This is a genomic window from Streptomyces sp. NPDC052721, from assembly GCF_040678315.1.
GTDB lineage: Bacteria > Actinomycetota > Actinomycetes > Streptomycetales > Streptomycetaceae > Streptomyces.
In genome coordinates this window covers 33,637-59,748 of sequence record NZ_JBFATL010000050.1, presented here as the reverse complement: position 1 = coordinate 59,748, position 26,112 = coordinate 33,637, and the positions used below count along the sequence as shown (strand labels likewise).

The 26,112-nt window shown below is 73.1% G+C and carries 26 protein-coding genes and 1 pseudogene; 10 read left to right on the top strand and 17 right to left on the bottom strand.

The window, feature by feature from the left end; all coding sequences use genetic code 11:
• Positions 1-88: 88 nt before the first annotated feature.
• Both AB0L21_RS34085 and AB0L21_RS34080 read right to left on the bottom strand, forming a co-directional pair.
• On the bottom strand, positions 89-874 hold the full coding sequence (locus AB0L21_RS34085) for a putative protein N(5)-glutamine methyltransferase (RefSeq protein ID WP_365788171.1): 786 nt from the start codon (positions 872-874) through the stop codon (positions 89-91).
• A 207-nt stretch (positions 875-1,081) separates the two neighbouring features.
• Entirely contained in the window at positions 1,082-2,176 is a 1,095-nt protein-coding gene (locus AB0L21_RS34080) for a hypothetical protein (protein ID WP_365788170.1), read from the bottom strand.
• A gap of 126 nt (positions 2,177-2,302) precedes the next feature.
• Between AB0L21_RS34080 and AB0L21_RS34075 the strand changes: the two genes are divergently transcribed.
• Positions 2,303-2,701, top strand: a complete 399-nt coding sequence (locus tag AB0L21_RS34075) for a MarR family winged helix-turn-helix transcriptional regulator (RefSeq protein WP_365788176.1) — start codon at positions 2,303-2,305, stop codon at positions 2,699-2,701.
• A gap of 33 nt (positions 2,702-2,734) precedes the next feature.
• Here the strand turns inward: AB0L21_RS34075 and AB0L21_RS34070 are convergent, their stop codons facing one another.
• Positions 2,735-3,496, bottom strand: a complete 762-nt coding sequence (locus AB0L21_RS34070) for a GNAT family N-acetyltransferase (protein WP_365788169.1) — start codon at positions 3,494-3,496, stop codon at positions 2,735-2,737.
• 256 nt (positions 3,497-3,752) lie between these two features.
• On the opposite strand from AB0L21_RS34070, the gene AB0L21_RS34065 reads away from it, so the two are divergent.
• The 6 genes from AB0L21_RS34065 to AB0L21_RS34040 all read left to right on the top strand — a co-directional run bounded on the left by AB0L21_RS34065 (position 3,753) and on the right by AB0L21_RS34040 (position 9,419).
• Complete coding sequence (locus tag AB0L21_RS34065; RefSeq protein ID WP_365710254.1) at positions 3,753-4,358, top strand: sulfite oxidase-like oxidoreductase; 606 nt, start codon at positions 3,753-3,755, stop codon at positions 4,356-4,358.
• A complete protein-coding gene (locus tag AB0L21_RS34060) occupies positions 4,351-5,106 on the top strand; it encodes a ferredoxin reductase (RefSeq protein WP_365788168.1) in 756 nt (251 codons plus the stop codon). The genes AB0L21_RS34065 and AB0L21_RS34060 overlap by 8 nt, the downstream gene beginning before the upstream one ends.
• Before the next feature lie 317 nt (positions 5,107-5,423).
• Positions 5,424-6,023 (top strand): DUF3592 domain-containing protein, encoded by a 600-nt coding sequence (locus AB0L21_RS34055; protein WP_365710316.1) that lies wholly within the window; start codon positions 5,424-5,426, stop codon positions 6,021-6,023.
• A 221-nt stretch (positions 6,024-6,244) separates the two neighbouring features.
• Positions 6,245-7,213 (top strand): acetylxylan esterase, encoded by a 969-nt coding sequence (locus AB0L21_RS34050; protein ID WP_365788167.1) that lies wholly within the window; start codon positions 6,245-6,247, stop codon positions 7,211-7,213.
• A 109-nt stretch (positions 7,214-7,322) separates the two neighbouring features.
• The gene (locus AB0L21_RS34045; protein WP_365788166.1) at positions 7,323-8,522 is read left to right on the top strand and encodes a serine hydrolase domain-containing protein; all 1,200 of its coding nucleotides are present in this window, start codon (positions 7,323-7,325) and stop codon (positions 8,520-8,522) included.
• A 153-nt stretch (positions 8,523-8,675) separates the two neighbouring features.
• On the top strand, positions 8,676-9,419 hold the full coding sequence (locus tag AB0L21_RS34040; RefSeq protein ID WP_365788165.1) for a GntR family transcriptional regulator: 744 nt from the start codon (positions 8,676-8,678) through the stop codon (positions 9,417-9,419).
• Here AB0L21_RS34040 and AB0L21_RS34035 read toward each other — a convergent pair.
• From AB0L21_RS34035 to AB0L21_RS34025, 3 genes are all read right to left on the bottom strand, one after another.
• The gene (locus AB0L21_RS34035; RefSeq protein WP_365788164.1) at positions 9,389-10,162 is read right to left on the bottom strand and encodes a class I SAM-dependent methyltransferase; all 774 of its coding nucleotides are present in this window, start codon (positions 10,160-10,162) and stop codon (positions 9,389-9,391) included. The genes AB0L21_RS34040 and AB0L21_RS34035 overlap by 31 nt on opposite strands.
• 124 nt (positions 10,163-10,286) lie before the next feature.
• Entirely contained in the window at positions 10,287-10,751 is a 465-nt protein-coding gene (locus AB0L21_RS34030; RefSeq protein ID WP_365788163.1) for a hypothetical protein, read from the bottom strand.
• A 27-nt stretch (positions 10,752-10,778) separates the two neighbouring features.
• Positions 10,779-11,393 carry a PadR family transcriptional regulator gene (locus AB0L21_RS34025; RefSeq protein WP_365788162.1) on the bottom strand — a complete coding sequence of 205 codons (615 nt, stop codon included), beginning with the start codon at positions 11,391-11,393 and terminating at the stop codon, positions 10,779-10,781.
• Between the two features lie 76 nt (positions 11,394-11,469).
• Between AB0L21_RS34025 and AB0L21_RS34020 the strand changes: the two genes are divergently transcribed.
• Positions 11,470-11,868: a nuclear transport factor 2 family protein gene (locus AB0L21_RS34020; protein ID WP_365710270.1), complete on the top strand. Its 399-nt coding sequence runs from the start codon at positions 11,470-11,472 to the stop codon at positions 11,866-11,868.
• A gap of 30 nt (positions 11,869-11,898) precedes the next feature.
• Here the strand turns inward: AB0L21_RS34020 and AB0L21_RS34015 are convergent, their stop codons facing one another.
• Together AB0L21_RS34015 and AB0L21_RS34010 are read right to left on the bottom strand one after the other, a co-directional pair.
• Complete coding sequence (locus AB0L21_RS34015) at positions 11,899-12,780, bottom strand: hypothetical protein (protein WP_365788161.1); 882 nt, start codon at positions 12,778-12,780, stop codon at positions 11,899-11,901.
• A 113-nt stretch (positions 12,781-12,893) separates the two neighbouring features.
• A pseudogene (locus AB0L21_RS34010) lies at positions 12,894-14,066 on the bottom strand (cytochrome P450).
• Positions 14,067-14,521: 455 nt separating this feature from the next.
• Between AB0L21_RS34010 and rho the strand changes: the two are divergent.
• Both rho and AB0L21_RS34000 read left to right on the top strand, forming a co-directional pair.
• Positions 14,522-15,670, top strand: coding sequence for a transcription termination factor Rho (gene rho / locus AB0L21_RS34005; protein WP_365788160.1), 1,149 nt, complete (start codon positions 14,522-14,524; stop codon positions 15,668-15,670).
• Positions 15,671-15,771: 101 nt separating this feature from the next.
• A complete protein-coding gene (locus AB0L21_RS34000) occupies positions 15,772-16,956 on the top strand; it encodes a serine hydrolase (RefSeq protein ID WP_365710276.1) in 1,185 nt (394 codons plus the stop codon).
• Between the two features lie 311 nt (positions 16,957-17,267).
• Here AB0L21_RS34000 and AB0L21_RS33995 read toward each other — a convergent pair whose 3' ends face one another.
• From AB0L21_RS33995 to AB0L21_RS33955, 9 genes are all read right to left on the bottom strand, one after another.
• Positions 17,268-18,194, bottom strand: coding sequence for a glutaminase (locus AB0L21_RS33995; RefSeq protein ID WP_365788175.1), 927 nt, complete (start codon positions 18,192-18,194; stop codon positions 17,268-17,270).
• A 144-nt stretch (positions 18,195-18,338) separates the two neighbouring features.
• Positions 18,339-19,751, bottom strand: coding sequence for an aspartate ammonia-lyase (gene aspA / locus AB0L21_RS33990; RefSeq protein WP_365788159.1), 1,413 nt, complete (start codon positions 19,749-19,751; stop codon positions 18,339-18,341).
• 116 nt (positions 19,752-19,867) lie between these two features.
• Positions 19,868-20,884: an asparaginase gene (locus tag AB0L21_RS33985; protein WP_365788174.1), complete on the bottom strand. Its 1,017-nt coding sequence runs from the start codon at positions 20,882-20,884 to the stop codon at positions 19,868-19,870.
• Positions 20,885-20,925: 41 nt separating this feature from the next.
• Entirely contained in the window at positions 20,926-22,365 is a 1,440-nt protein-coding gene (locus AB0L21_RS33980; RefSeq protein WP_365788158.1) for an amino acid permease, read from the bottom strand.
• A complete protein-coding gene (locus tag AB0L21_RS33975) occupies positions 22,362-23,039 on the bottom strand; it encodes a FadR/GntR family transcriptional regulator (RefSeq protein WP_365710322.1) in 678 nt (225 codons plus the stop codon). The genes AB0L21_RS33980 and AB0L21_RS33975 overlap by 4 nt, the downstream gene beginning before the upstream one ends.
• A 185-nt stretch (positions 23,040-23,224) precedes the next feature.
• The gene (locus tag AB0L21_RS33970) at positions 23,225-24,061 is read right to left on the bottom strand and encodes an undecaprenyl-diphosphate phosphatase (RefSeq protein WP_365710282.1); all 837 of its coding nucleotides are present in this window, start codon (positions 24,059-24,061) and stop codon (positions 23,225-23,227) included.
• A 75-nt stretch (positions 24,062-24,136) separates the two neighbouring features.
• Entirely contained in the window at positions 24,137-24,511 is a 375-nt protein-coding gene (gene crcB / locus AB0L21_RS33965; RefSeq protein WP_365788157.1) for a fluoride efflux transporter CrcB, read from the bottom strand.
• A 101-nt stretch (positions 24,512-24,612) separates the two neighbouring features.
• Positions 24,613-25,074 carry a CrcB family protein gene (locus tag AB0L21_RS33960; RefSeq protein WP_365788156.1) on the bottom strand — a complete coding sequence of 154 codons (462 nt, stop codon included), beginning with the start codon at positions 25,072-25,074 and terminating at the stop codon, positions 24,613-24,615.
• Between the two features lie 69 nt (positions 25,075-25,143).
• Positions 25,144-26,103 carry an SMP-30/gluconolactonase/LRE family protein gene (locus AB0L21_RS33955; protein WP_365788155.1) on the bottom strand — a complete coding sequence of 320 codons (960 nt, stop codon included), beginning with the start codon at positions 26,101-26,103 and terminating at the stop codon, positions 25,144-25,146.
• Positions 26,104-26,112 lie beyond the last annotated feature (9 nt).

Here is a 26,112-nt window from a genome sequence, read left to right as displayed (position 1 = left end):
GAGGGCCCGGGCCCGGCACGCCGAGAGCACGCACCTGACGCCGCGCGGCCCGCCCTCCGGGCGGACGACGGGAGTTTGACGACAGGACCTAGGGCCGTACGCCGATCACCACGTGCGCGTACAGCTCCTCGCTCACCGCCAGACGGGTCGTCAGGCCCGCGTCCTGGAAGGCCTGTACGGCGGCCGGTGCCTGGCGTTCGCTGGTCTCGGTCAGCAGGCAGCCGCCGGGGGCGAGCCACCCGGGTGCCCCGGCGGCCACCCGGCGCAGCACGTCGAGCCCGTCGGCTCCGCCGTCCAGCGCCACCAACGGCTCGTGCTCGCGGGCCTCCGCCGGCAGCAGGGCCACCTCGGCGGTGGGTACGTAGGGCACGTTGGCGGTCAGGACACCCACCCGGCCGCGCAGGCCGGCGGGCAGGGCGTCGTACAGGTCGCCGTGATGCGCCCGGCCGCCGAAGGCGGCGAGATTGCGGCGGGCACAGCGCACGGCGGCCGGATCGATGTCCGCGGCGTGCACCTCGGCCCCGTCCAGGGCGGCGGCCAGGGCCGCGCCGAGCGCGCCGGAGCCACAGCACAGGTCCACGACGACGGTCGCGTCCGGCGCGGCGGCCAGCGCCTGGTCGACCAGGAACTCGGTACGGCGGCGGGGGACGAACACCCCTGGTTCCAGGGTGACGCGCACCCCGTGGAAGTCGGCCCAGCCGAGGACCTGTTCGAGCGGCAGCCCGGCGGCGCGCCGGTCCACCATGCCGGCCGCCTCCTCGGGGGTGCGGGCGGTGGCGAGGATCAACTCGGCCTCGTCCTCGGCGAAGACGCACCCTGCGGCGCGCAACGCGGAGACGACGGCGGACGGGGAGAACGGGACGGGAGTGGGCATGGAAGCCGAGAGCCTTTCGGGAGCGCGAAGCTTTTCAGGGCGCTCCCGCGGTCACCGGTGCCGGCGTACCGCGCCGTCACGAGGAGAGAGCACCCCAGCCGACACAGCGGTAATGGGTCTCACCTCCTCGTCGTCGAAGCCGCGGGCGTCCGCGGCCGGACGGCCACCTTACCCCACCGCCCCGACGGGCCCTGGAGGACGCCGGGTTCAGACACCGACCGTCTCCTCGACCTCTTCCTCGGCCTCCTGCGCGGCCTCCTCCTCGGTGGCCCGCTGGGCCTTCCGGCCGGGCTCGGACGCGGCGGGTGCGGCCTCGGTCCCGGGGGCGGCGGCTTCCTGGCGGACGGCGCGGGTGTGCTCGTACAGGGCCGCCACCGCGGTCACGAGGACACCGGTCAGCAGCCAGGCCGCCAGGGTCCACACGGTGCGGGCGAGGCCGTCGCCGCCGAAGTAGAGCAGGCTGCGGGCGCCCTCGACGAATCCGGCGCCGTTCCAGAAGGCGTGCAGGGTGCCGAAGAAGCCGTTCTGCAGCTCGGGCCGGAACAGGCCGCCGGAGCTGGTGAAGTTCAGCATCACGAACAGCACCATCATGGTGAGCGTGGTCCACCGCTTCAGGAACGTGTGCAGACCGACGCCGATGAGGAGGATGCCCGCCGAGTACAGCGCGGCCATGCCCCAGACGCCCGCGAGGTCGTGGTGGGCGAGGTGGAACACCGGCCCGGCGAGCAGCGCGCCGATGCCGCCGACCACGGCGGCGACGCCGAGCGCGAGCAGCGCCCGGACCCGCATCGCGAGGGCGGCACCCGCGGCGCCGAGCGCGGCGACCGAGGCGTACGAGCCGATGCTGACCGCGACCAGCAGGAAGAACAGGCCCTGGCCGGTGGGGTCGTCGGCGACCGGGGCGGCCACGTCGGTGACCTTCAGCGCGACGCCCTTCTGGGCGGCGACCGGTGTGAAGACCTTCTCCACGGCCGTGGCCCCCATGTCGGACGCGGCGGTCGCCACCAGCAGCTCGGGCGCCTTGGCGCTCGGCACATAGGCGCCGGTCACATCGCGGGACTTCAGCAGGTGGACGGCGTCGGCCCGGGTGGCGACCGTGCGGACGTCGAGCTTGTCCCCCGCGGCGTCCTTGACGGTCTGCGCGAAGACCTTCGCCTTCGGGGCGGTGCCGACGACGGCGACCGGCAGGTGGTTCGGCTCGGGGGTGACGAACGCGCCCATGTACGCGAGCCCCATGCCCAGGCACATCAGCAGCGGGGTGATCAGGTGCGTGAGCACATGGCGCAGTGCCGGTGACCTCATCGCGCGCGACCCTCCAAAGGTTGGCTTATACAACTCTCATTTCAAGTTGTACTATACAACTAGAACGCCGGAGGAGGTATTCCCGTGAGCGCAGCGGAGTCGGCCGTCGAGACGATCCAGCGCGAGATGACCATCTTCGCCCGCCGGGCCCGTGCCTCGGCGGGCCGCATGCACCCGGAGCTGTCCCTGGTGTCGTACACCCTGCTCGGCCACCTGGAGGAGCGCGGGGGCTGCCGGGCGACGGACCTGGCGGCACACTACGCCCTGGACAAGTCCACGGTGAGCCGCCAGGTGGCGGCGCTGGAGCGGGCCGGGCTGATCGAGCGCCGGCTGGACCCGGAGGACCACCGGGTCCAGGTGCTGCATCTGACGGAGGCCGGCCACGCGATCCTGGCCCAGGTCACCCGCAGCCGCCGGGCCGCGTTCCGGGAACGGCTCGCGGACTGGCCGGAGGAGGACCTGGTGCGCTTCGCGGCCTATCTGGAGCGGTACAACGCGGGCCCGGGCGACGCGGGCTCGGACTGAGGCAGTGGCTGGGCGGCAGGGAGCGGCGCCGGGTTACGGCACCGGTACCGCCGCGCGGTCGTCCGCCGGTCGCTGCGGTGCCCTCGCCGCGAGGAAGGCCGTACGGCGGCGCAGCCGGAAGCCGAGGGACTCGTACAGCCGGATGGCGTTCGTGTTCCCGGCACTCGTGTGCAGGAACGGCGTCTCCCCGCGCTCCCGGATGCCGTGCGCGACCGCGAGGATCAGGCGGGTGGCCAGGCCCTCCCCGCGGAACGCGGGGTCGGTGCAGACCGCGCTGATCTCCGTCCAGCCCGGCGGGTGCAGCCGCTCCCCCGCCATGGCGATCAGCGCGCCGTCGCGACGGATGCCCAGGTAGGTGCCGAGTTCCACGGTGCGGGGCAGGAAGGGCCCCGGCTGGGTCCGCGCCACCAGGTCCAGCATCTCGGGTACGTCCGCCGGGCCGAGGCGTACCGCCTCCGGGTCCGGCGCCGCGGCGAGGCCGTCGTCCACGAACTGCACGCCCTCGACCCGGAAGGTGATCTCCCAGCCCTCCGGGACCCGACCGCGGAAGCCGGGCAGCGGGACCTCGGCGCCGGGACCGGCCAGCGCGGCGAGGTCCGCCCAGTCCCGCGCGTCCGGCTCGTCGGGCAGGGCCAGCCACGGGGAGACGTCGACCGGATAGCGCAGCACCCGGCCGCGCCGCTCGGCGAAGTGGGCGTGCGGGCCGGTCAGGGAGGCGAGCGCCGGGTTGTCGAGGACGTGCGGGGCACCGGCGGCGGCCGGACCGGGGACGCCCGGGCTGCTCACGACACTCATCCGGCCACCTCGGTCACGGTCCTGGAGGCATGGGCCTGGGGCATCCTCGTTTCCTCACTTCTCTCGTGCTGTCACCGGCGCACCGGAGCCGGCACTGAGCGCCAAGGAGCGGCGTCGGGCCGGTATTCCCGGCCCCGGACAGAGTTCACACGGCTGCAATGACGCGCGATGAGCCGCGATACGGCGCCATGAGCCGCGCGCGGCGGTGCCGCCGACCGGGAACGGAGCAGCCCGGCGGACAACGTACGGTTGAACCATGAACGTCACGCGAGGCTTCACGGGTCGCCCGCGCGTCCACAACCCGGGTCTGCCGCCCGGGCAGTACGACGCGCGCGACGACTGGCCCGTCCTGTCCGCCGAGGTCACGCCGGACCTCGCCCCCGCCGACTGGTCCTTCCGCATCGACGGCCTGGTCGAACGCCCGCACACCTGGGACTGGGACGCGGCGCACGCACTGCCGGCATCGGCGTACGACGGTGACATCCACTGTGTGACCGGCTGGTCGAAGTTCGGCGTGCGGTTCGGCGGCGTCTCGCTGGACGCCTTCCTCAATGTGGTGAGGCCCCATGGGTCCGCCACCCATGCCGTCGCCCACTCCCACACGGGCTACACCACCAACCTGCCGCTCGCCGACCTCACCGGGGGGCGGGCCTGGATCGTCTGGGAGTACGACGGCGCACCGCTGCCGCCCGAGCACGGCGGCCCGGCGCGGCTCGTGGTGCCCCACCTCTACTTCTGGAAGAGCGCCAAGTGGATCGCGGGCATCACGCTCCTCGACCACGACGAGCCGGGCTTCTGGGAGCGCAACGGCTACCACGCGCGCGGCAACCCGTGGGAGGAACAGCGGTACTCCGGTGACTGAGACGACGACTTCCGTGACGCGGTTCGCGGTGCCCGGGCGGATCGCCGTGAGCGAGCAGGCGGCCTCGGTGTGGCAGACGGCCACCCTGACGGAGATCCGCCGCGAGACGCCCCACGCGGCCACGTTCCGGCTGGCGGTGCCGGGGTGGGCGGGGCATCTGCCGGGCCAGCATCTGCTGCTGCGGCTGACCGCCCCCGACGGCTACGTGGCGCAGCGCCACTATTCGATCGCGTCGGCGCCGGACGGCTCCGGGCACATCGAGCTGACCCTGGACCGGGTGCCGGACGGCGAGGTCTCCGGCTGGTTCCACAGCGTGGCCCGGCCCGGTGACACGGTCGAGGTGCGGGGCCCGCTCAGTGGCTTCTTCGCCTGGCCGGGCGACCGTCCCGCGCTGCTCATCGGGGCCGGCTCCGGGGTCGTACCGCTGATGTCGATGATCCGGCACCACCGGGCGCGCTGCCTCACCGTTCCGCTGCGGATGCTGGTGCCGGCGCGCAGTCCCGAGGAGCTGATCTACGCGTCGGAGCTGGGCGCGGAGACGACGCCGGTGTTCACGCGCAGCGCTCCGCCCGGGATGCCGGTGGGACGTATGACGGCCGCACATGTGGCGCCGCTCCTGGCCGACCCACCCGTCGGTGGGTGGGAGGCCTATGTGTGCGGATCCAACGGTTTCGCCGAACACGCTTCCCGACTGCTGGTGGCGGCCGGCCAGCCGGTGGACCACATCAGGATCGAGCGCTTCGGCTGACCTCAGGGGGAACGGCCGAGGCGCGGTGACACCGCGCACACCGGTCGGGACGGAACCCGCCGGCCCCGGTCGGGCAGTCGGCCGGGACCCGGCGGGCAGCGCCCGAGTCGCGCGGGGGAGCACCGCGCGCGATCGTGGGGCGCATGGGGTGTGCCGTGCGCCATATGGGCTGGAACTCGCGGTTCGCGGCATGCGCGAGGTGCGCCGAACGGGGTACGAGACGGATGTGGACGCTCGTGTCCGTGAGCGGCGGGGGCGGTGGACCGGCGACCCGGCTCCTCCCGCTCTCCGGCTCCGGCGGTGGCGAGGAGGTGGACATGCGTACCCGGGTGCGTGGCTGGCGCTGGCGGCGCAATCCGCTGCGGCGCCGGTCGGACGTCGTGGAGGCGTGGACGGTGCTGGTGGTCGCGGTCCTGATGTTCGTGGTCGCGCCCCTGGTCGGGGTGGCCGCGGGCCTGCACGCGCACGACCAGGCCCGGGCGCTCGCCGCGGCCCAGCGGGCCGAACGCCATCAGGTGCGTGCCGTGGTGGTCGGCGACGCGCCCCAGCGGCTGACCGAGTCGCAGCGGACCGAGTCGCAGAGCGACCACCGGCAGCCCTACCGCGCCCAGGTCCGCTGGACCGAGCCGGGTGAGGGGGTCCGGACGGCGTGGGCCCGGGTGCCGGCGGGGACCCGCCCCGGGGAGCCGGTGTCGGTGTGGTTCGACTCCCGGGGCCGTAGCGTCGCGCCGCCCGCGGACGACGTCGCGGTATGGCAGCACGCCATCACCGTGGGGCTGTGCGCGGCGGGCGGTACGGCGACCGTCGTCTTCCTCGGGCACGCCATCGAGCGCCGGATCGCCCTGCGCCACCGGCTGGCCGAGTGGGAGCGGGAGTGGGCCCGGACAGGACCGCGCTGGACCCAGCCGCGCGCCTGACATCCGGCCTCCCGCCGCGGCTGCCAGGTGACCCGACCACTGAGAGCGTCCTCCCGCACTCACCCGCCTACGGAGCAAGCGCTTACTCACTTCCGGGCCAGCCGCAACGACACCCGCGAAGGAACATCCGACCCTGGCGCCCCCCGCATGACCCTGGTGAGTCATCCGATCACCCACGTACGGTGAGGCGACGCAGTCACCCTTCACGAAGGCGGTTGTTGATGGCCCTGTTCGATCTGCCCCTCGACGAACTCCGCGCGTACCGCAGCGAGTCAACCGAGCCGGACGACTTCGACGCCTTCTGGGACAAGACGCTCCAGCAGGCCCGCGAGCACGAGCTGGACGCGCGCTTCGAGCCGGTGGAGACCGGACTGTCCACGGTCGAGGTGTACGACGTGACGTTCGCCGGGTTCGGCGGTCACCCGGTGAAGGGCTGGCTGCGCCTTCCGGCCGGCGCCACGCGACCGCTGCCGCTGGTCGTGGAGTTCATCGGCTACGGCGGCGGGCGCGGCCTGCCGCACGAGAACCTGCTGTGGGCGTCGACGGGACGGGCCCACTTCGCGATGGACACCCGCGGCCAGGGCAGCGCCTGGGGCAGTGGGGGCGGGACGCCGGACCCGGTGGGCGCGGCACCCGCGTACCCGGGCTTCATGACGCGGGGCGTCGACGCGCCGGAGAACTACTACTACCGCCGGGTGTTCACGGACGCCGTGCGCGCGGTCGAGGCCGCCCGTACCCACCCGCTGGCCGACCCGGCACGGACGGCGGTGACCGGCGCGAGCCAGGGCGGCGGCATCGCCCTGGCGATCGGCGGCCTGGTCCCGGACCTGGTGGCGGTCGCCCCGGACGTGCCGTTCCTGTGCGACTTCCCGCGCGCGACGACCCTGACGGACCGTCACCCGTACCGGGAGATAGGGCTGTTCCTGAAGACGCACCGCGGGCGTTCGGCGGACGTGCTGCGCACGCTGTCCTACTTCGACGGGGTGCACTTCGCGTCCCGGGGCCGGGCACCGGCCCTGTTCTCGGCGGCCCTGGAGGACCAGACCTGCCCGCCGTCGACCGTGTTCGCGGCGTTCAACGCGTGGGCGCACGAGGACAAGGCGATCGAGGTGTACGAGTTCAACGACCACGAGGGCGGCGGCCCCTTCCAGGAGGCGGAGAAGGTGCGCTGGCTGCGGTCGTACGCCTGAGGGCCGGTGCCGGCGGCGCCGGTCTTTCCTCCGGTCCGACCAGTCGGTACGTTCGGAGCGCCCGGGCCGCAGTGCCGCGGCCCGGGATCCCGGCGACGACGGAGGCCACATGTCCGCGCACGAAGCCCAGGAGACACGGCAGGCACCGGAGACGGACGCACGGATCCACGGGCACTGCGATCCGCGGTTCGCAGCGGTGAGGGAGGCGTTCGCGGAGAACTTCCGCGAACGCGGGGAACTCGGCGCCGCGGTGGCGGTGACCGTCGCCGGGGAGACGGTGGTGGACCTGTGGGGCGGCTGGGCGGACGCGGCCCGCACCCGGCCCTGGGCACGGGACACCGTGGTGAACGTGTGGTCGACCACCAAGGGGCCCGTGGCCCTGTGCGCGCACATCCTCGCCGACCGGGGGCTGCTCGACCTCGACGCGCCGGTGGCCACGTACTGGCCGGAATTCGCCGCCGAGGGCAAGGAGAGGGTGCTCGTACGGCACCTGCTGTCGCACCGCGCCGGGCTGTCCGGGCCGCGCGAGCCGCACACCCTGGAGGAGTTGTACGACTGGGAGCTGACCACCGCGCGGCTCGCGGCCATGGCGCCCTGGTGGGAGCCGGGCACTCGGTCCGGGTACCACGCGCTGACGTACGGCTTCCTGGTCGGGGAGGTCGTGCGGCGGGTCTCGGGACTGCGGCCGGGGGCCTTCCTGGCGCGGGAGGTGACCGGACCGCTGGGGCTCGACTTCACGGTGGGCCTGCCGGAGCGGGACTCCGGCCGGGCGGCGGAACTGGTGCGTCCGCCGACCGCTTCGCGCAGTGAACAGGCGGCGGTCTTCAGCCAGTTGGCACCCGCGGCGCTGGCGGCCCTGACCAACCCCCTCGTCGGGGCGGCGGAGGCGAACAGCCCCGCCTGGCGGGCGGCGGAGATCCCGGCGGCCAACGGCCACGGCACCGCCCGGGCGGTCGCGGCGCTGTACGGCGTCTTCGCCGGGCGCGGCTCGTACGGCGGCCGGCGGATCCTGTCGCGGGAGGCGGCGGAGCGGGTGCGCGAGGGTCAGGGCCGCTGCCGTGACCTGGTGCTCGGTGCGGGGTTCGAGGGCGAGACCGAGGTGGGCCTCGGACTGTGGCTGAGCGGGCCCCAGGGGTCGTACGGGCCGAATCCGCGGGCTTTCGGCCACGACGGGTTCGGCGGATCCTGTGGGCTCGCCGACCCGGACGCGGGGGTGTCGCTGGGCTACGTCATGAACCGGATGGGGCCGCACATCGCCAATGATCCACGGAAGACAGCGCTGGTGAACGCCCTCTACAGCGCCCTGTGAGGGTGCGGTAGGGCACCTGGTGACCGCCGGGCGGGCGGGTGGATTTCGGTCGAACCGGCAGACCGCTCTTCCGTTGTGGTTTAGACCAATGGTAGTCATGGTCGCGCACTGAACCCGCATGACTACCTTTTGTCACCGACAGGAGGGCGCGGCATGGCCCGCACCACCCCGCACGATCCCCCGCCCGGCGACGTCCGGCCCTTGTACGGGCGGATCGCGGCGCTGCTGCTCGACGAACTGCGCGCCGGCACCATTCCACCCGGCGAACGGCTGCCGGGCGAACGGCACCTGGCCGCGCACTACGGGGTCAGCCGGGAGACCGTCCGGCAGGCGCTGGAGGTGCTGCGCCGCAGCGGTGCGGTCGCCACCGACCGGCGGGGCAGCCACGCGACGCTGCCCGGCCGGCCCGTCGAGACGCCGGAATCGCTCACCTTCCCGGTGGGCGCGCGGTCGGCGGACCCGTACGCGGTCGACCGGGCCACGGTGACCTGGGAGCAGCCGCCGCCGGAGCATGCGCGGGCACTGGGCCTGGCCCCGCACCGGCCGACGCTCGTGCACCGCTACCGGTCGGTGACGCCGGACGGCCGGTCGCTGCGCACGGCGGTGACGTCGTTCTCCGCGGTGGTGCTGGCCGAGGTGGCGGAGCTGGCCCGCTACCGGGACCGGGCCGACGGGGCCACGCCCGCGCAGCTGCGGCGGGCCTACGACTGGATGCGCAAGGCGGGCTTGACCCTGCACCACCGGGACGCCATCACCCAGGTCGGCGACGCCTCCTCGGTGCGGGTGACCCGGCGCGTGCACGACCAGTACGCGCGCCCGCTGGAGATCACCGATCTGGTGGTGAACGCCGAACGCGACGCCCTGGTCTACGAGTTCACGCTGCCCGCCGCGGGCTGATCGCCGTGGGGCGCCGCGTCGGCTCGTCGGGCCACCACCAGCCGGGCGCGCGGGCTGCCGTCGGCTCGCCGGCCGAACCCGGGCAGGACGCCCAGCTCGACCGTCAGGCCCGCGCGCTCCAGCTCCCGCAGGACGGTGCTCAGTCGGAAGGTCCGGTAGTACATGACGAACGGCGGTCGCCACAGCGCGTTGCGCACCCGCATCACCGCGTCGAAGCCGAGCAGCGTCCAGTAGCCGGGGTGTGCCGGGCGGGGCGGCGCGAACACCGGGAAGGCGAAGCGGCCACCGGGCCGCAGCACCGAGCGGACCTGGGCGAAGAGCCCGGGCAGTTCGCGGGGCAGGAAGTGACCGAACGCCCCGAAGGAGACGACGAGGTCGAAGGCGGCCGTGAATGGCAGGGCCCGGGCGTCGCCGCGCACCCAGGCGACCCTGGGCCCGTCCGCGGTCGGCACCCGCCGCCGGGCGACGTCGAGCATGCCGGCGCTGAAGTCGACCCCGGTGACGCTGCGGCGGCACAGTCCGGTCAGCAGGTGAGTCCCGGCACCGGTGCCGCAGCACAGGTCCAGTCCGTCCGTGAACGGGCCGAGCGGGGCGAGCGCCTTCGCCACGGAGTCCAGCACGGCGTCGGACGTCCGGAAGGGGGTGTGATCGAACTTCGGCGCGAGCAGGTCGTAGCCGCGCTCGACGGACGACAGCGCCTGCACGGCCAGCTCGCGCAGCGTGGGGCCTTCGGGACCGAACATGACGTCAGCCTATGACGGTGGTGCCGCGGCACGTGCGGCAACGGCGAGGGCCGGCTTCCACCCCGGGCACCCCCGCGAGCCGGCCGGCAGCACACCCCGGGCTCGGCCGACCGCTGTGCGGCTGTCAGCCGAAGGTGTCGTGGCAGAGCCGCGCGACCTCCGGCGTGGTCACGCCGTCCGCCTGGCGGCACAGGTCGCGCATGTGGGCGGCGGCGGGCGGCCAGGAGGCCGGGCGGGGGCGCCGGACCGGGTGTCGTACCGGTGACCGGCGCTCCGGGCGGGGGTGTCGCACCGGCGGGGCGGCCGGTGCCACCGCCCGGGGAGGCGCCGCGGACACCGGTCCGCGGCCGGTCCCGCTGCTCCGGCGGGGCCCGGCCGACGAGCGGGGCCCGTGGCCGGTGCGGACCAGCGCCGCGTGCCCGGACGGCGCTGCGACCGGCTCGTGGACCACCGAGGGCCGCACCACCGTGTCAGGGGCGAGGGAGCGCCGTGGGCGGGCGGCGTCGGGCAGGGGATCGGAGCTGACGGTGGTGCAGCCGGCGACGGTCACCAGCGCCGCCACCAGCAGCGGAAGAAGTCGGCGAGGCACCCGCCCACTGTGCAGCACCTCGCAGGGTCACGACCCGTTCCGCCCGCGATCACCACCCTGATGAGCGATCTGCCGGGCTGAGGCGACGGCACCGCGCCGTTGAAGCACCGTGAGGACCCGCTCGCACCAGCGCAGGTTCTCCTCCTCGAAGGCGATCCCTGCCATGAGGGTGAGGTACGGCCCGACCCGGTCGGCGGTCTGGAGGAACTCCTCCTCCGTCCGCCCGTCGAGCAGGCGCTCGCGCACCCTCCGGTAGCGGTCGAGCTTGCCGCGCCCCCAGCCCATGCGTTCCTCGATCAGCGCCCGGGTGACCTCCGGGTCGCCCCCGTCCATGGCCTGGACCTTGATGAGGAGTTCGTCCCGGATCGCGGTGGGCCGCTTCGGCGGCTCGGCGGTGAACGCGCTCAGCTCGGCCCGGCCGGCCTCGGTGAGCGTGAACATCCGCTTGTTGGGCCGGCGTTCCTGCTGCACGGTGCGGGCCTGGACCAGCCCGTCGCCGGCGAGGCGCTCCAGCTCCCGGTAGAGCTGCTGGGGGGTCGCGGGCCAGAAGTTCGCGAACGAGACGTCGAAGGCCTTCGACAGCTCGTAGCCCGAGGCCTCGCCCTCCAGCAGGGCGGCCAGGACGGCGTACTTGAGCGACATGTGGACAGGCTAGCAGTCAGTTGAGTAATCTCATCCACACTTATTCAACTAGTTGACTAGCAAGTGGGGTGAGCCGATGCGGGCGTTCCGCGAGGCGGTGGAGGCCGGGGACCTGGACGCCATCGAGGCGCTGCTGGCCGAGGACGTCGTCTTCACCAGCCCGGTCGCCTTCAAGCCGTATCCGGGCAAGGCGATCACCGCGGCGGTGCTGCGCGCGGTGGTCCAGGTCTTCGAGGACTTCCGGTACGTCCGGGAGATCGGCGACCCGGACGGCCCGGACCACGCGCTGGTCTTCCGGGCCCGGGTCGGCGACCGGGAGCTGACCGGCTGCGACTTCCTGCATGTGAACGAGGACGGCCTGATCGACGACCTCATGGTCATGGTCCGTCCGCTGTCGGGCGCGCGGGCCCTCGGCGAGGCCATGGGCGCCCGGTTCGAGCAGATCGTCGAGGATGCCGAGGCGCGGCCGGCGTGACGCGCCGCGCCCGCTGCGGCACGGCGGCGATCAGTCCTGGAGCTGCCGCAGCGTGGCCTTGGCGTCGGTCTTCAGCCAGTCGGTGACGTCGGTCAGCGCCGGCGGGTCCTTGTCCTCGTCGTACGAGGTGAGGTAGACGCTGTAGCTCATCGTGTACGTCACCCAGCCGTCGCGGACGGCGAGCGTTGCGTACCGGGAGCCGCTGGAGGAGGAGCCGTTCGTGGTGTCCTGGCTCACCAGGTAGGCCTCGTCGCCGATGCCCTCGACGGCGTCGACGTCGTAACCGGTGTGGCTGTCCCCGTAGTTCTTCCAGGTGGCGGTGAACTCGGGCGCGGGGTCGGTCTTCTTGTGCAGGTCCAGCTGCATGGTCAGATAGGCGTCCGCGTACGACGAGCCCGGCTTCTTCAGACCCAGGCTGCAGTAACTCTCGTCCAGCGCCTTGTCCTTGAGCGAGGTGCGGGTCGGCGAGGAGTCGTTCTCCGTGTACTCGTCCTTGAAGGACGAGTAGTCGGCGCTGGAGCACATGTTGGAGGGCGCCGAGTAGCCGCGCAGGTCCGCGCTGTCGCTCTGCCCGCCGACGAGGAGGACACCGGCCGCCCACGCGGCGGAGGCCACGACCGCGCCGACGGCGGCCCACAGCACCGCACGGCCGGCCCCACCGCCGCCGGCCGGGGGGACGGGCGGCACCGGCCCGTACTGGGGTGCCTGCGCGTACGGGTTCCCCGGCTGCTGCTGTCCCGGCGGGGGCTGGGCGGCCAGGGTGGGCTGCGCGTAGAACGTTCCCGGCTGGGGTGACTGCGGGTTCGGGTACGGGTAGGCCGTCGGCTGTGGCGGGACGGCCGGCTGCTGGGGCTGTGGGGGCTGCTGTGCGGGCTGGTCGGCCGGCTGCGGAACCTGCGGTGGCGTGGACATGTCGCGAAGATAGTGCACGGTTGGTGGTCAAGTCCCCTGACGTCCGGGATCGTTATGGTCTGTCGACTTCTGCTCCCGGCGCTGACGGTCCGGCCGTTCGCGGCCGGGACGGGTCACCCCGCCGCGAGCCGCACCGGCAGGGCGCGCACGCTGTTGCCGACGAAGCCCGCGTGCGGCACCGGGTCGGCTTCGGGCACGGCGAGTCGCAGCGACGGGAAGCGGGTGGACAGCCGCTCCAGGGCGACCGTTGCCTTCAGCCGGGCGAGTGGCGCGCCCAGGCAGTAGTGGGCGCCGTGCCCGAGGGACAGATGCCGTACGGCGCCGGGCCGGGCGGAGCGGGTCAGGTCGAAGCGGTCGGCGTCCGGGCCGTGCGCCGCCGGATCGCGGCCGGCGGCGGAGTACCCGGCGAGGACGGGGGTGCCGGCGGGTACGAGCGTGCCGGCGACGGTCAGGTCCCGCGCGGGGTAGCGGAACGGGAAGTACCTGACCGGCGCGTCCCAGCGCAGCGTCTCCTCCACCACGTCCGCCCAGCTCGCCCGGCCCGCGCGCACCAGGCCGAGCTGCTCGGGGTGGGAGCACAGGGCGCGCACGCGTGGGTGATCAGGTTGAGGGTGGTCTCGTGCCCGGCGATGATCATCAGCAGCAGGGTGCCGATCAGTTCCTGCCCGCCGAGCCGGTCGCCGCCCTCGTCGCGGGCGGCGATGAGCGCGCTCGTGAGGTCGTCGGCGGGCCGCGCCGCCTTCGTCGCGGCGATCTCGCCCAGGACGGCGACGAGTTCGCGGTGGGCCGCGACGGCCTCGGCCGGTGCGGTGTCGGTGGCCACGACCAGGCTGCCGAGCCGGTGCAGTCGGTCCCGGAACTCCACGTCCGCACCGAGGAGTCCGCAGATCACACCCATCGGCAGGGGCAGGGCGAAGTGCCGCCGCAGATCGGCGACCCCGTCGCCCGCGGCGGCGGCGTGCGCCAGGCCGTCGAGCAGTGACTCCGTCAGCTCCTCGACGCGTGCCGCAGTTCCGCCACCCGGCGGGGCGTGAAGGCGCGAGCGGCCAGGGACCGCAACCGCCGGTGGTCGTCCCCGTCGGCGGTGGTCATGCCCGGCACGGTGGCGAACGTCAGCAACGGCCGGCCTCGGCGATCCTCCCCTCGCGCAGGACGGCGAAGTGGCGTGCGTCCTTGGCGACTTGGGGATGCTGCAGGAACTCCTTCAGCGCTTCGTGCCCGAGTACGGCCATGCCCCCGATCCCGCCGGGCAGCTCGACCGGGGCCACGGCACCCTGGGCCAGCAGTCGCGCGTCGACGGCGTGCGGTCAACCGCCGGCGGGGTCCAGGCGGTGGGAGGTGCGGGCGGCCGAGGTGCCCACCGGATGCTCCTGACGTTCCCCTGACAAGGCGAACCCTCCCGACGTCTCCCCGAGAGGACGCCCACCCCGGGAACAGACCGGTCCGGTGTTGTGTTGACCCGATCACGGACGAGGTACTCCACCGAGTGGTACCGTTCCCTCAGCACTCGTGCACGGCCACCGTGGCCGCCGGTGCAAGTTTCTCTCCTTCACGCTGATCCGTCCGCCGTTTCCGGATGTCCGGCTCCCGGCGCGTCAGCTTCTCGGCACCACCTCGCGACGGGCCTTCCGCGCCGTACCCGAGGTGCCGTTCCCGCCGCCCGGAGGCAGTCACAGGCGCCTCCCGCTCGCGGCCTCTCCCCCTTCTTCCGCTCTGATCCGTCCGCGAAAGGACTCCCCCCATGACCACCACACTCGAACACCCGCCCGTGGCCCGGCAGGCCCAGGCCACTCCGCTCGTCACCGGTGTCCTCGACATCGACGCGCACGGGAAGGGGCACCTGAGGGCCGCGAGCCTCCTGCCCTCCCCCGCCGATCCGCAGGTCCCGCCGGCGCTGATCCGCCGCCACGGACTGCGCAAGGGCGACCTGGTCGAAGGCGTCCGGGGCGCGCAGCGGGCCCTGACCGACATCGCGCGCGTCAACGGACGCGCCCCCGGCGAGCTGGACTCCCGGCCGCACTTCCGCGACCTCACCCCGCTGCACCCGCACCGGCGGATCCGCCTGGAACACCCCGCCTCCGGCCTGGCCGGACGCGTCACCGATCTGCTCGCGCCGGTCGGCAAGGGCCAGCGCGGCCTCATCGTGGCCCCGCCGAAGACCGGCAAGACGGTACTGCTCCAGCAGTTCGCCGCCGCCGTGGCCGGCAACCACCCCGAGTGCCGGCTGATGGTCCTCCTGCTGGACGAGCGCCCCGAGGAGGTCACCGACATGCGCCGCTCGGTGCGCGGCGAGGTGTACGCCTCCACCTTCGACCGGCCGGCCAAGGAGCACATCGCCCTCGCCGACCTCGTCGTGGAGCGGGCCAAGCGCCTGGTGGAGGCCGGTGAGGACGTCGTCGTCCTGCTGGACTCGCTGACCCGGCTGTGCCGGGCGCACAACAACGCCTTCGCCGCCGGCGGCCGTACCCTGAGCGGCGGTGTCGACGCCGGTGCGCTGCTCGGCCCGAAGCGGTTCTTCGGTGCCGCGCGCCAGGCCGAGGAGGGCGGCTCCCTCACCATCCTCGCCACGGTCCTCGTGGACACCGGCTCCCGCGCCGACGGCTACTTCTTCGAGGAGCTGAAGAGCACGGGCAACATGGAACTGCGCCTGGACCGGGAACTCGCCGGCCGCCGCGTCTTCCCCGCCGTCGACATCGACGCCAGTGGCACCCGCCGCGAGGAACTCCTGCTCTCCCCGGCCGAGTTGACGGCCGTACACGGTCTGCGCCGCGTCCTGCGCTCCCGGGAGGGCGGACCCTCCGGGCTGGAGACCCTGATGGAGCGGCTGCGCGCCACACCCGGCAACGCCGCGTTCCTGCGGCAGGTCCGGCCCACCCTGCCGGCCGCCTGACCCGCGGTCTCGGGGCGGCCGGGTGCGGCATCCGGGTTGCCCGGGCGACCCGAACGGCCCGGCGGCGTGGTGCATGCGCACCGAGTTCGTACTTTGATCATATGATCACCGGATTCTCTTATCGCGTGGCGGTGTCGGCCTGCTCCCTCTGTGTGGCGGGCCTGCTGGCGCTCACGCCGGCCGCTGCCGCCGCCGGACCCCGGGCCGCGCAGCCCGCCGGGGAGCCCGCCCCGCCCCGCCCCCGGGCGGCGATGCCGGGGCCGTCCCTGCTCTACCGCTCCGGCATCCAGGTCCGGCCGCACCGGGACGCGCCCGGGCTGCCGGACGTCTCGGCGCTCTCCTGGCTCGTCGCCGACGCGGGCAGCGGGGAGGTGCTGGCCGCGTACGACGCCCACCGCGAGCTCCCGCCCGCGAGCACCCTGAAGACCCTCTTCGCGCTCACCGTGCTGCCGGCGCTGCCCAGCGGGCAGCAGCACACCGTGCGGTACGGCGAGCTGGACGACGTCGGCGAGGGCAGCAGCCTGGTCGGCGTCGAGGAAGGGCACACCTACCAGGTGGCCGACCTGTGGCGCGGCGTCTTCCTCAGCTCCGGGAACGACGCCGTGCACGTGCTCGCCCGGATGGGCGGCGGCTGGGAGGCCACGGCCGCCCGCATGCAGGACAAGGCCCGCTCGCTCGGCGCCCTGGACACCCATGTGGTCTCCCCGGACGGCTACGACGCCCCCGGCCAGGTGTCCTCCGCCTTCGACCTCGCGGTGTTCGGCCGGGCGGGCCTGCGCAACCCCGACTTCGCCCGGTACTGCGCCACCGTCGAGGCTCCCTTCCCCGGTGACGGGTCGCCGTACCCCATCGAGAACACCAACCGGCTGCTGACCGGCGAGGACGGCGTGGCGCCGTACCCAGGGCTCATCGGGATCAAGAACGGCTACACGAGCAACGCGGGCAACACCCTGGTGGCCGCGGCGCGCCGGAGCGGGCGCACCCTCGTGGTGAGCGTGCTGAACCCTCAGGCCGACGGCGGGTTCACCGTGTACGAGGAGGCCCGCGCCCTGCTCGACTGGGGCTTCGCCGCGGCCGGACGGGTCGACCCGGTCGGCTCGCTGGACGGGCTGCGTCCGCCCTCCTCCCGTCCGGCGGCGTCCGCGACGCCGGTGGCGGCGGCCGTGGCACCGGACGACGACTCGGACTGGTCCGGCACCGCCGTCGTCGCGGGGCTCTCCGGGCTCGGCGCGGGGGCCGTGGCGCTGGTGCTGCGGGCCAAGGGGAGCCGAGGCGCCCGCGACTGACCCACCGGCAGGCCGAGCGGCATGCCCAGCGCGATCCAGGTGCAGATTGCTGCCCAGGAACCCGTCCGGGCCGGAGGCGTCGTCGAGCCACAGCCACACCACGCTGGTGCACAGCACCGCGTACAGGGCGGCCGCGATCCGCGGGTGCCCGGCGCGGACCAGCACGGCGAAGGAGGGCAGCATGTCGACGCCGGGTGGCCGGAAGGCGACGACAGCCCTGCCGGGCGGGGGCCGAGGTGTGACTGGCACGTCGTGGGTTCCGATCGGATCCGGGTCGGCTCCCCCGCCCCCCGTGCCGGAAGGTGACGCCCTCAGAACACCGACAGCCCGGTCAGCGTCGTGAAACGGTCGAGGGCTGCCACACCCGCCACCGAGTTGCCGCGTTCGTCCAGGCCCGGGCTCCACACGCAGAGCGTGCACCGGCCCGGTACGACGGCGATGATCCCGCCGCCGACCCCGCTCTTGCCGGGCAGGCCGACGCGGTAGGCGAAGTCGCCGGCCGCGTCGTACGTGCCGCAGGTCAGCATGACCGCGTTGACCTGCTTGGCCTGGCTGCGGCTGAGCAGCCGGCTGCCGTCGGCGCGGATGCCGTGCCGGGCGAGGAAGCCGGTGGCGAGGGCCAGGTCGGCGCAGGAGGCGGCGATGGAGCACTGCCGGAAGTACTGGTCGAGCAGGACCGGCACCTGGTTGTCGATGTTGCCGTAGGACGCCATGAAGTGGGCGAGCGCGGCGTTGCGGTCACCGTGGGCGGTCTCGGACGCGGCGACCTCCTCGTCGAAGCCGAGATCGGGGTTGCCGCTCTCGGCGCGCAGGAAGGACAGCAGCTCGCCGGCCGCGTCCCCGGTACGGGTGTGCAGGCGGTCGGTGACGACGAGCGCGCCCGCGTTGATGAAGGGATTGCGCGGGATGCCGTTCTCGTACTCCAGCTGGACCAGGGAGTTGAACGGGTTGCCGGAGGGCTCGCGGCCCACGTGCTCCCAGAGTTCGTCGCCCTCGCGGGCCAGGTCCAGGGCGAGCGTGAACACCTTGGTGATCGACTGCGTGGAGAACGGCTGCCGCCACTCCCCCACACCGTACACCGTGCCGTCCAGTTCGGCGACGGCCATGCCGAACGTGCGCGGGTCACGGGCGGCGAGCGCCGGGATGTAGTCGGCGGACCGGCCGCGCCCGGGAGTGCGATCGATCTCCGCCATGATGCGATCGAGGACCGGTTGGAACTGCGAGGACATGATCGTCATCATGCCGCACCCCTGACGCCGGGGCGCTCGGGGGGCGTCCTGCGCGGCGGCGCCGGGAGCCCGCAGGGGGTCCCTGCGTGTGACGGCACCCGCGGACCGGTCCTGCCGGGGGACCGGGCCGGGTGGCACGCGGGTGCCGTCGGGTCAGATCGCCGGCGTGGTCCCGCTGCCCGCGAGCACCTCGGGCCGGAGGAGTCCCGTGAGCTGTTCTGCGGGCAGCAGGCCCTTCTCCAGGACCAGTTCGGCCACGCCGCGGCCCGTGGCGAGGGCCTCCTTGGCGATGTCGGTGGCGGCGGTGTAGCCGATGTGCGGGTTGAGCGCGGTGACCAGGCCGATGGAGTTCTCGACGGTGGCGCGCAGCCGCTCGGTGTTGGCGGTGATGCCGGACACACAGCGCTCGGCCAGCGTCAGGCAGGCCGTCCGCAGGTGCGTGACGGACTCCGACAGGGAGTGCATGATGATCGGCTCGAAGGCGTTGAGCTGGAGCTGTCCGGCCTCGGCGGCCATGGTGATGGCGACGTCGTTGCCGATCACCTCGAAGGCGACCTGGTTGACCACTTCGGGGATGACCGGGTTGACCTTGCCCGGCATGATCGACGAACCGGCCTGCACCGGCGGCAGGTTGATCTCGCCGAGACCCGCGCGCGGACCGGAGGACAGCAGTCGCAGGTCGTTGCAGCTCTTGGAGACCTTGACCGCGATGCGTTTGAGGACGCCGGACATCTGGACGAAGGCACCGCAGTCCTGGGTGGCCTCCACCAGGTTGGCCGCAGTGACCAGCGGCAGGCCGGTGATGGCGGACAGGTGCCGGCGGGCGGCCTCGGCGTAGCCGGCGGGAGCGTTGAGGCCGGTGCCGATGGCCGTGGCACCGAGGTTGATCTCATGGATCAGCTCGACGGCCTCGGCAAGACGGCTGCGGTCCTCCTCGATCATGACGGCGAATGCGGAGAACTCCTGACCGAGCGTCATCGGTACCGCGTCCTGCAACTGTGTACGGCCCATCTTGAGCACGTCACGGAACTCGACGGCCTTACGGGCGAACGCGTCCTGGAGTACGGACATCGCCTTGAGCAGTCCACGTACCGCGAAGATCGTCGCTATCTTGACGGCGGTCGGGTAGACGTCATTGGTCGACTGGCCGAGGTTGACGTCCTCGTTGGGGTGCAGATACGTGTACTGCCCCTTGGCGTGGCCGAGCAGTTCCAGCGCGCGGTTCGCCACGACCTCGTTGGCGTTCATGTTGGTGGACGTGCCGGCACCGCCCTGGATGACGTCCACGACGAACTGGTCGTGCAGCTCGCCGGCCCGGATCTCCCGGCAGGCGGCGACGATCGCGGACGCCTTCTCGGGCGCCAGCAGCCCGAGTTCCTCGTTGGCGAGGGCGGCGGCCTCCTTCACGGCGGCCAGGGCGTCGATCAGATGCGGGTAGGCGGAGATCGGCGTGCCGGTGATGGGGAAGTTCTCCGTCGCGCGCAGGGTGTGGACACCCCAGTACGCGTCGGCGGGCACATCGCGGTCCCCGAGCAGATCGTGTTCGCTGCGGGTGGCGGCGGTCATGAGGGTACGGTCCTCTTTCTGAGGTACGGAGGTGTGAGCGCCCCGGAGGGGGGCGGGGAACTGCGCGATCAACCACGACGGACCCGCGGGTCCACGGCGGCCGGGGCAGCGGAGCGCTACGCGCAGGCAGTGAGCGGAACCGGGTCCAGCGCACGCACCGCCCGCACACACCCCACCGGCTCCCCGCCCCCGAGCAGCGGCTCCCCCGCGAACTCGGTGAGCAGGGCGGGGTCGACGCCCGCGCGCGCGAGCGCCGCCGCGGCGACGGGAATCCGCGCCCGGTTCGCCCCGTCGGCGATCTTCACCGCGACGGCCCGGCCGTCCGGCAGCGCGGCGACCTGCACGCCCTCGAAGCCGTCCTTGGCCAGCAGCCCCGGCACGGCCCGCATCAGCGCGGCCACGTCACGCCCCGAGCCGGAGGCCATCTCGGCGTGCTCGCGCATCGCGTCGGCGACCCGGGCCTCGGGCGTGCCGGGCGCGGCGGAGGTGATCCGGGCGACGGCGCGGGCGAGTCCGTGCAGGGAGACGGAGAAGAGCGGCGCGCCGCAGCCGTCGACGGTGACCCGGGCGACGCGCTGGCCGGTCAGGTCCTCGACGGTCGCGGCGACGGCCTGCTGGAGCGGGTGCTCCGGCGCGAGGTAGTCGTCCAGGGACCAGCCGTTGAGCTTGGCGGTCCACAGCATGGCGGCGTGCTTGCCGGAGCAGTTCTGGGCGAGCCGGGAGGGCGGCCGGCCCTCGCGGATCCAGGTGTCCCTGACGACCGGGTCGAACGGCATGTCGGGAACGTTGCGCAGGTGGTCCTCGGTGAGGCCGCCGAGTTCGAGGATGCGGCGGGTGCCGGCGAGGTGGCGCTCCTCGCCGGAGTGGCTCGCGGCGGCCAGCGACAGCAGTTCGCCGTCGAGCGGCAGCCCCGCCCGCAGCATGGCCACGGCCTGGACGGGCTTGAGGGCCGAACGCGGGTAGAAGGCCGCCTCGATGTCACCGAGCTGGAACCGGACCTGGCCGTCGGTGCCGAGGACGACGACGGAGCCGTAGTGAATGCCCTCGACGACCCCGCCGCGGACGAGGTGGGCGACGGGGGCGTGGAGGGGTTCGCGGACGACGGGCGCGTCGGCGGGGGAACTGCTGTGCATCACTGCCTGAATCATGGGGTCGGGGTCGGCCGGTACGCGGGTTACGCGTCGGCGCCGGTGGATGTGCGGGACATGCGGGCGCGGATGGCGTACCAGCCCGCGACCAGTGCGGCGACGATCAGCGGCAGACAGAGCACGGTGGTGCGTCCGGCGCCGCCGTCGGCGTACATGAGGACCAGGACGGAGGCGAGGAACGCCAGCGTCACGAGTTCGGTCCAGGGGGAGCCCGGCAGCCGGTACGACGGCCGGGTCAGCTCGCCCTTCTGGGTCTTCTGCCAGAAGAGCAGGTGACAGAGCATGATCATGCCCCAGGTCGCGAGGATGCCGATCGCCGCGAAGTTGAGGACGATCTCGAACGCGTCGGCGGGGACGACGTAGTTGAGGCCCACGCCGAGGACACAGATACCGCTGGTGAGGAGGATGCCGCCGTACGGGACCTGGCTGCGGCTCATCCGTGCGGTGAACTTCGGGGCCGAGCCGCTCATGGCCATGGAGCGCAGGATGCGGCCGGTGGAGTACAGGCCGGAGTTCAGCGAGGACATGGCGGCGGTGAGCACGACCAGGTTCATCACGTCGCCGGCCGCGGGGACGCCGATGTGCGACAGGACCGTCACGAAGGGGCTCTCGCCGGCGCTGTACTGGTTCCAGGGCATCAGCATGGACAGCAGGACGACGGAGCCGACGTAGAACAGGCCCACGCGCCACATGATCGAGTTGATCGCCTTCGGCATGATCTTCTCGGGGTTCTCGGTCTCGCCGGCGGCCACGCCGACCAGCTCGACGGAGGCGTAGGCGAAGACGACGCCCTGGATGATCAGCAGCATGGGCAGCAGGCCGTTGGGGAAGATGCCGCCGTTGTCGGTGATCAGGGACGGGCCGGGGTGGTGGCCGTCGACCGGGTGCTGGGTGACCAGCAGGAAGATGCCGATGCACATGAACACGACGAGCGCGCCGACCTTGACGATGGCGAACCAGAACTCCAGTTCGCCGAATATCTTGACCGAGATCAGGTTGACGGTGAGGACGACCGCAAGGGCGATCAATGCGATCAACCATTGCGGGATGTCCGAGAACATGCCCCAGTAGTGGGTGTAGGTGGCGACCGCCGTGATGTCGGCGATACCGGTGGTCGCCCAGTTGAGGAAGTACATCCAGCCCGCGGTGTACGCGCCTTTCTCGCCCAGGAACTCCCGGGCGTACGACACGAAGGCACCGGAGGACGGGCGGTACAGGACGAGTTCGCCCAGGGCCCGGACGACCAGGAAGGCGAAGACGCCGCAGACGGCGTACGCGATGAAGAGGGAGGGCCCGGCGTCGGCGAGCCGGCCGCCCGCGCCGAGGAAGAGGCCGGTGCCTATGGCACCGCCGATGGCGATCATGTTGACGTGCCGGTGCTTCAGACCTTTGCTGTAGCCGGCGTCTCCGGCGTCGACATGGCCGGACGAGGGGCGCGTCTCGTCTTTGAGGTGCTGCTCGCTCACGCCTCGGGTCCGCCTTCCGTAGGGGGGTCCGTCCGCTGGGGACGCACGATGTCGGTGAGGGTCGTCTCGACGCGGTCCAGGTGGTGGCTCATGGCCTCCACCGCGTCGTGCTCGGAACCGTCGGCCAGCGCCTCGACGATCGCCCGGTGCTCGCGGTTGGACTGCTCGCGGCGCCCGCCCAGCTCGTTGAGGAAGGCCGACTGACGCGCCAGTGCGTCGCGGATCTCCTCGATGACCCGGCGGAAGACCGGGTTCTGGGCGGCCTCGGCCACGGCGAGGTGGAAGAGGGTGTCCATCGCGACCCAGGCGGTGGTGTCCGTCTCCCGCTCCATGCGGTCGAGCAGGTGGGCCAGGTGGTCCAGGTTCTCCGGGGTCCGGCGCAGGGCCGCGTATCCGGCGACCGGGATCTCGATGTGGCGGCGCACTTCGAGCAGGTCGCTGGCGGCGTAGTCGCCGAAGGTCGGGTCCTCGACCGCGTTCGCGACGACGAAGGTGCCCTTGCCGGTCCGGGAGACCGTGAGGCCCATGGTCTGCAGCGCGCGCAGCGCCTCGCGGAGCACGGGCCGGGACACCTCCAGGGTGCGGCACAGCTCGGCCTCGGAGGGGAGCTTGTCGCCGATGGCGTACCGGCCGCGCTCGATGGCGTCGCGGAGGTGGGCGAGCACCGCTTCCATGGCGCTGACGCGCCGCGGGGCCGGACCACCTGTCTGGCTGTCTGACAGGTTCACGGGAGCGATCCTGCGGGGTGCGGGCGGGGACTGTCAAGGCATCGCGTAAGGAAACATTCACGGGGTGCGGTGCCTGAATGCAGGCATCCGCACCCCGTGAATGATCAGCGGCGTCCGCTCGGCCGCTCGGTTCAGCTGCTGAGCGTGCCGGTGGCCAGCAGACCGAGGAGGCCGACGCCGATGACGATCCGGTAGATCACGAAGGCGTTGAAGGAGTGCTTTGCGACGAACTTGAGCAGCCAGGCGATGGAGGCGTAGGCGACCACGAACGAGACGATCGTGCCGACGGCCAGCGGGGCGGCGCCGACCCCCGCGCCGAGGGCGTCCTTCAGCTCGTACAGGCCCGCGCCGGTCAGGGCGGGGATGCCGAGGAAGAAGGACAGCCGGGTGGCGGCGACGCGGTCCAGGTCCAGGATGAGCGCGGTGGACATGGTGGCGCCGGAGCGGGAGAAACCGGGGAAGAGCAGGGCGAGGATCTGGGAGCAGCCGACCCACATCGCGTCCTTGAAGGACGTGTCGTCCTCTCCGCGCTTGTGCCGGCCCATCTGGTCGGCGGCCCACATCACGCCCGAGCCGACGATCAGCGACCCGGCGACCACCCACAGCGAGGCGAGCGGGCCGTCGATCAGCGGCTTCGCGGCCAGGCCCACCAGCACGATCGGGATGGTCGCGGCGATGACCCACCAGGCGAACTTGTAGTCGTGGTGGTAGCGCTCCTCGCGGTGGGCCAGGCCGCGGAACCAGGCGGTGACGATCCGCTTGATGTCCTTGAAGAAGTACACGAGCACGGCGGCGATGGCGCCGACCTGGATGACGGCGGAGAACCCGACGACGGACTTGTCGTCGACGGGGATGTCCATGAGCCCCTCGGCGATCTTCAAGTGGCCGGTGGAGGACACGGGGAGGAACTCGGTCACCCCCTCGACTACTCCTAGGACGACGGCCTGACCGACGGAGATGGCGCTCATGGGATCCAGTTCTGAGGAGAGTTGGTCGACATTGCTGTAGACAGTACTTGCTGTGCCCGGCCGTACGGCAAGCACCTAGGCCCACAGGGCGCCGGCGAGCGAGACCCCGGTGAAGGCCGCCGCGAGCCCCGCCGCCACGCTTGCCACGACGTTCAGGGCAGCGTAGAGGCCCGAGCCGGCCTCGGTGAGCCGCAGGGTCTCGTAGGAGAAGGTCGAGTACGTCGTCAGCGCACCGCACAGCCCGGTGCCCACCAGCAGCTGCACTCGCGGCCCGGCGGCCCCGGCGGCGACGGCGCCGGCGAGCAGCCCGAGGACCAGGCAGCCGACCACGTTCACCACGAAGGTGCCCCACGGGAAGACCGAGTCGTGGCGGGCCTGCACGGCGCGGTCGGTGAGATAGCGAAGGGGTGCGCCGACCAGGGCTCCCGCGATGACGAGCAGCCAGTTCACAACGACTTCTTACCTCCGCTGTCCGTTTTGTCCGAGGCGGGTGGGAGGGCGACCTCGCACGCGGACGCGGGAGGAGGCGCGGGGGCCTTCGGCAGGTGACGTCATCGCTGCCTCCCGGTCAGCACCCGGCGGGCGGCGGCCGAGGCAAGCCACACCGCCGTGAGGGCCGCGAGGAGCGTCGCGGCGAGGTAGGCGAGTCCCACGCCGGGGCGCCCGGCGCCGACCAGCCCGCGGATGTCGACCGCGTAGGTGGAGAACGTGGTGAAGCCGCCGAGGACACCGGTGCCGAAGAACGGCCGCAGCAGGCGGTGGGCGGCCCACACCTCGGTGACGAGCACCATGAGCACGCCCATCGCCGCGCAGCCGGAGACGTTGGTCCAGAAGGTCGCCCAGGGGAACCCGCCGGCGGGCGTGGGCCAGGCGAGCGCGAGTGCGTAGCGGGCCACCGCGCCGAGCGCGCCGCCGACCGCCACGACCGCGACGACGGGCGCCTGCGCACGCCACTCGGACCGCCGCCGTCGTGTGGGCCAAAGGCCGCGGATCTCCGTCTCCGGGAAGGTCATGCTGGTACGTCTCCTGTTCGGCCCCTGTCCCGACGGACGGGTCAAGGCCCGGACCAGGGTACCGCCGCCTCAGCGGGCGGCAGGCCGGGCGCAGACCGCCACACCGGCCTCCCAGAGGCTGCCGAGCACCAGGTGGTCGCCGACGGCGCACACGCTGGTGACCATGCGGAATCCGGAGCGCCGGCGGGTGAGGTGGTGGACGGTCCGGCCCCGGTCGTCGACGGCGACGACGCCGACGGTCCCGCTCGGGCGGTACGGCGCGTGGACGGCGGCCCGCGCGGCGGCGCGGCGGACGGCCGGCGGGGTGCGGTGCAGCAGGTCGAGCGGGGGGACACGGGGGCCGGCCAGGGCGACCCAGACCGGCCCGTCGGGGCCTTCGCGCCACAGGTTGTCCGGCATGCCGGGGAGGTCGGCGAAGGGTTCGGCGTGTCCGGCGCGGGGGCCGGTGAGCCGGCAGCGGGTGAGCCGGCAGGAGCCGGTCTCGGCGATCACCAGGAAGGAGCCGTCCGCGCTGAGGGCGAGCCCGTTGGCGAACTGCAGGCCTTCCAGGAGGACTTCGGGTTCACGGTCGCCGGGGGCGAGCCGGAGCAGGCGTCCGCTGCCGGTGTGTTCGACGATGTCGCCGATCCACCGGGCCAGGGGGTGCCGGCGGCTGGAGACGGTGAAGTACACGGTGCCGTCGGGCAGGGCGACGGCGTTGCTGCAGAAGCGGAGCCGCTCCCCCGCCACCGCGTCCGCGAGGACGCGGACGGTTCCGTCGTGCGGGCTGACGCGCAGCAGGCCGCGTTCGGCGTCGCACACCACGAGGTCGCCGTCCGGCAGGAGTTCGAGTCCGAGGGGACGTCCGCCGGTCTCGGCCAGCACCTCGGCGCGGGCGGTGAGCGGGTCGCCGAGGTGGTGGACGCGGAGGATGCGCCCGTCCGCCACTCCGGTCAGCACGCGCCCGTGCGGATCGGCGACGACGTCCTCGGGGCCGTGGGCGCGCAGGGGGACGTAGTGGAGCGGTACGAGTGCCGTGGATCGGTCCATGTGCGGATC